This is a genomic window from Streptomyces spongiae (assembly GCF_009377185.1).
Classification (GTDB): Bacteria; Actinomycetota; Actinomycetes; order Streptomycetales; family Streptomycetaceae; genus Streptomyces; species Streptomyces spongiae.
In genome coordinates this window covers 1-4,469 of the sequence record NZ_VJZC01000725.1, presented here as the reverse complement: position 1 = coordinate 4,469, position 4,469 = coordinate 1, and the positions used below count along the sequence as shown (strand labels likewise).

Here is a 4,469-nt window from a genome sequence, read left to right as displayed (position 1 = left end):
GGGTAGGGGCGGCGGGGGCGATCCCACCCCGCGACACCCCCGCGGCACCCCACGGGCGCGACCTTCGCGCCCCCCAACGCGGCCTTACGATGGTTCGCATGACTGCTTCGCCTGGCCGCCGTGTCCTCCTCGCCGCCCCCCGCGGCTACTGCGCGGGTGTCGACCGCGCGGTGATCGCCGTCGAGAAGGCCCTGGAGCAGTACGGGGCCCCGATCTACGTCCGCCATGAGATCGTCCACAACAAGTACGTCGTGCAGACCCTGGAGAAGAAGGGCGCGATCTTCGTCGAGCAGACGGAGGAAGTCCCCGAGGGCAACATCGTCATGTTCTCCGCGCACGGCGTCGCCCCGACCGTGCACGAGGAGGCCGAACGCGGCCGCCTCGCCACCATCGACGCGACCTGCCCCCTGGTCACCAAGGTCCACAAGGAAGCGATCCGGTACGCGGGCGACGACTTCGACATCCTCCTGATCGGGCACGAGGGCCACGAGGAGGTCATCGGCACCTCCGGTGAGGCGCCGGACCACATCACGCTCGTCGACGGCCCCGAGGACGTCGCGAAGGTCGAGGTCCGCGACCCTTCCAAGGTCGTGTGGCTGTCCCAGACCACGCTCTCCGTGGACGAGACCATGGAGACGGTCGGCGCCCTCAAGGAGAAGTTCCCGCTGCTCGTCTCGCCGCCGAGCGACGACATCTGCTATGCCACGCAGAACCGTCAGCTCGCCGTGAAGCAGATGGGTGCCGAGGCGGAGCTGGTGATCGTCGTCGGCTCGCGCAACTCGTCCAACTCCAAGCGGCTCGTCGAGGTCGCGAAGCTCGCGGGCTCGCGCGAGGCGTACCTCGTGGACTACGCCGACGAGATCGACGAGGCATGGCTGGAGGGCGTCTCGACGGTCGGTGTCACCTCGGGCGCCTCGGTGCCCGAGATCCTCGTCGAGCAGGTCCTGGAGTGGCTCTCGCAGCGCGGCTTCGCGGACGTCGAACTCGTCAGGGCCGCCGAGGAGTCGATCACCTTCTCCCTGCCGAAGGAGCTGCGCAAGGACCTGCGCGCACAGGCGGCGAGCCTGGTGGCGGAGCGCACGGGCAAGGACACCACCGAGCAGTAGCAGTAGCAGTAGCAGAGGCAGTAGCAGGAACGTGAGCAGCAGGAGACGTGAGGATTCTGCGTGGTCGAGACCCCTCGACCCCAGGCCGCTACGTCACTGTCCGTCGTACGACGTAACGTAGGGCCATGCAGATCTTCGGCGTGGACATCGGTGGATCCGGAATCAAGGGCGCTCCCGTGGACCTGGACCGGGGCGACCTGGCGGAGGAGCGCTTCAAGGTGCTCACCCCGCACCCGTCGACGCCCGACGCGGTGGCCGACGGCGTGAAGGAGGTCGTCGACCACTTCGGGTGGACGGGCCCGGTCGGCGTCACGTTCCCCGGAGTGGTCACCGGCGGCGCCACGATCCGTACGGCGGCGAACGTCGACAAGGCCTGGATCGACGTCGACGCCCGCGCCCTGCTCGGCGAGCGGCTCGGCGGACTGCCGGTGACGGTGGTCAACGACGCGGACGCGGCGGGCGTGGCCGAGGTGCAGTTCGGCGCGGGCCGCGACCGCCGGGGCACGGTCATCCTCCTCACCTTCGGCACGGGCATCGGCAGCGCCGTGTTCGCGGACGGGATCCTCGTGCCGAACACGGAGCTCGGCCACCTGGAGCTGGACGGCCACGACGCGGAGAAGCGCGCGTCCACCAAGGCCAAGGACGACCACGAGCTGACCTGGGAGCACTGGGCGAAGCGCGTCACGAAGTACCTCGCCCACGTGGAGATGCTCTTCTCGCCCGAGCTCTTCGTCATCGGCGGCGGAGTGAGCCGCAAGTCCCACAAGTTCCTGCCGCTGATCGAGGGCATCAGGGCGGAGATCGTCCCGGCGCAGCTGCAGAACAACGCGGGGATCGTGGGAGCGGCGATGCGAGCGTCGAAGGCGTAGCCGCTCCGCGCGAGGCGGGGGTACGGGCAGCCTCGACTCAGAGGCCGGGGCCGGAGTGTTCCCGTCCGTCGCCGAGGGCCCTGCGGCGGTTCATCAGGCGGAGCTTGCGGTGGGTCGCGATGACACCGGCGACGAGCGTGCCGCCGTACAGCCAGCCCGCCTGCGTGGCGAGGCCGGTGACCAGGCCCACCAGGTGCCCGGCGAGGCCGCCGTCGCCCTCGGTGACCGGGAGCAGCCCGGCGGCGAAGGCGATCGGTACGACGACGGGCGCGCTGAGGTCGCCCTGGCGTACCCACACCGCGGTCAACGCACTGACCAGCAGGAACACCACGCCGTACACGGTCATCGAGGTCCCGAACAGCAGTCGGTCGAGGCAGCCGAGGGTGACCATCGCGGCGCCGCAGAGCAGCCCGCCGCCGAGTCCGGTGAGCCGGAGGTTCGGCATCCGCCGTACGGCTCGCACCGCGGGGGCCACGGGCCCGCCCACCGGCTTCCGCACGCCCGGAACGCGCCCCGGCGCACCGGCGCCGGACGCCCGCGCGACCTCTCCGCGACCGCCTCCCCGCGCGCCGGGTTCGCGTCCGCTGGAGCCGGAGCTGGAGCCGGAGCCGGAGCCGGAGCCGGAGCCGGAGCCGGAGCCGGAGCCCGTGCCGGAGCCCGTGCCGGAGCCGGACCCCGTGCCGGAGCTCAGGGCGTCGGTGCCTGGCCCTTGCCCGCTCCGGGCCGGTCCCGCCGACTGGCCGTCGAACCGGCCTCCGGACCGGCCGTCGAACCGGCCCGGAGCGGACGCCGCTCTGTCCGCCTGGGGCGGAAGGGGCGCCTTACGGCGCGATCGGGGCTTCGGGGGGCGTGTCCTGTGTTGCTCCACCGAACCAACTTTGGTCGGTTAATGTGCCGAACGGCTTCTCTGACACGCCGTTGAGCAGAGCTTGGCCAAGCGTTCGAACCGCCCGCCGGGACGGGCACGCGCACGCCGTAGACTGGGGGACCGGCCCGCGCACTCGGAAGCGCACCACACTGAACGAAGGTCGTCTTCACGACAAGGACCCGGGCCTGACAAGTCAGCTGCTCAGTCCTCCACGTACGGGAAGTCGCAACGTGTCGCTCACGATCGGAATCGTCGGTCTGCCCAACGTCGGCAAGTCGACCCTGTTCAACGCCCTGACCAAGAACGACGTGCTGGCGGCCAACTACCCGTTCGCCACGATCGAGCCGAACGTCGGCGTCGTGGGCGTCCCCGACACCCGCCTCGCCAAGCTGGCCGAGATCTTCAGCTCCCAGCGGGTCCTCCCGGCGACCGTCGACTTCGTCGACATCGCCGGCATCGTGCGCGGCGCCAGCGAGGGCGAGGGCCTCGGCAACAAGTTCCTCGCGAACATCCGCGAGTCGGACGCGATCTGCCAGGTCATCCGCGCCTTCCAGGACGAGAACGTCGTTCACGTCGACGGCAAGGTCTCGCCCAAGGACGACATCGAGACGATCAACACCGAGCTGATCCTCGCCGACCTACAGACCATCGAGAAGGTCCTGCCGCGCCTCCAGAAGGAGTCGCGCATCAAGAAGGACATCGCCCCGAAGGTCAAGGCCGTCGAGGAGGCCAAGGAGATCCTGGAGCAGGGCGACACCCTGTTCACGCACGGGATCGTCCAGGGCAGCGAGCGCAACGAGCTCCTCCACGACCTGCACCTGCTCACCACCAAGCCGTTCCTGTACGTCTTCAACGTCGACGAGGACGAACTGGTCGACGAGGACTTCAAGAACGAGCAGCGCGCCCTGGTCGCCCCCGCCGAGGCGATCTTCTTGAACGCCAAGCTGGAGGCGGACCTCGCCGAGCTCGACGAGGCCGACGCCCTAGAGCTCCTGGAGTCCGTCGGCGCCGAGGAGCCCGGCCTCGCCACCCTCGCGCGCGTGGGCTTCAACACCCTCGGCCTGCAGACCTACCTCACGGCCGGCCCCAAGGAATCCCGCGCCTGGACGATCAAGAAGGGCGCCACCGCCCCTGAGGCCGCCGGTGTCATCCACACCGACTTCCAGAAGGGCTTCATCAAGGCCGAGGTCATCTCCTTCGACGACCTCGTGGAGACCGGCTCGGTCGCCGAGGCCCGCGCCAAGGGCAAGGCCCGCATGGAGGGCAAGGACTACGTCATGCAGGACGGGGACGTGGTGGAGTTCCGCTTCAATGTGTAGCGGGTGACATATCGCCACGTCGCTGATCTGGCAAATGTGCAGGTCAGAAGGGGGCCGGCTCTTCGGAGTCGGGCCCTTTGTTTTTCCCGTGCTGGGATGGGATGAGGACGCCCGCGCTGGGATGCGCACTGTTCAGCCTGGATCCACCGTGTAGAAGTCGATGAATAGATTTCGGGGCTTCTCGCGGTGGATGTCTGCTGGCGGGCAGGGTCGAGTGCCGGGTGGCCGTCCGGTGGCGGGGTTTCCGAGGTCCTTCGTGGTCGTGGACGGGCGGGTGGGCTCGACGGTCAGGTCTTCAGGCGGTGCA

General features: G+C 69.5%; 4 protein-coding genes. 3 read left to right on the top strand and 1 reads right to left on the bottom strand.

All coding sequences use genetic code 11. The annotated features are described in order from the left end of the window. Window positions 1–89: 89 nt before the first annotated feature. Complete coding sequence (locus FNH08_RS45435) at window positions 90–1,106, top strand: 4-hydroxy-3-methylbut-2-enyl diphosphate reductase (RefSeq protein WP_152777447.1); 1,017 nt, start codon at window positions 90–92, stop codon at window positions 1,104–1,106. Window positions 1,107–1,231: 125 nt separating this feature from the next. After that, the gene (ppgK, locus tag FNH08_RS45430; RefSeq protein ID WP_152777445.1) at window positions 1,232–1,975 is read left to right on the top strand and encodes a polyphosphate--glucose phosphotransferase; all 744 of its coding nucleotides are present in this window, start codon (window positions 1,232–1,234) and stop codon (window positions 1,973–1,975) included. Window positions 1,976–2,012: 37 nt separating this feature from the next. Here the strand turns inward: ppgK and FNH08_RS53785 are convergent, their stop codons facing one another. After that, window positions 2,013–2,843, bottom strand: coding sequence for a DUF6542 domain-containing protein (locus FNH08_RS53785; protein ID WP_322726498.1), 831 nt, complete (start codon window positions 2,841–2,843; stop codon window positions 2,013–2,015). Window positions 2,844–3,073: 230 nt separating this feature from the next. On the opposite strand from FNH08_RS53785, the gene ychF reads away from it, so the two are divergent. Then, window positions 3,074–4,162, top strand: coding sequence for a redox-regulated ATPase YchF (gene ychF, locus FNH08_RS45415; RefSeq protein ID WP_322726497.1), 1,089 nt, complete (start codon window positions 3,074–3,076; stop codon window positions 4,160–4,162). Window positions 4,163–4,469: the final 307 nt, after the last annotated feature.

What these genes read in the sequence shown, in the direction of transcription:
- FNH08_RS45435 (WP_152777447.1), top strand. Translation starts at nt 90, where the DNA reads ATGGTTCGCATGACTGCTTCGCCTGGCCGCCGTGTCCTCCTCGCCGCC.
- ppgK (WP_152777445.1), top strand. Translation starts at nt 1,232, where the DNA reads ATGCAGATCTTCGGCGTGGACATCGGTGGATCCGGAATCAAGGGCGCT.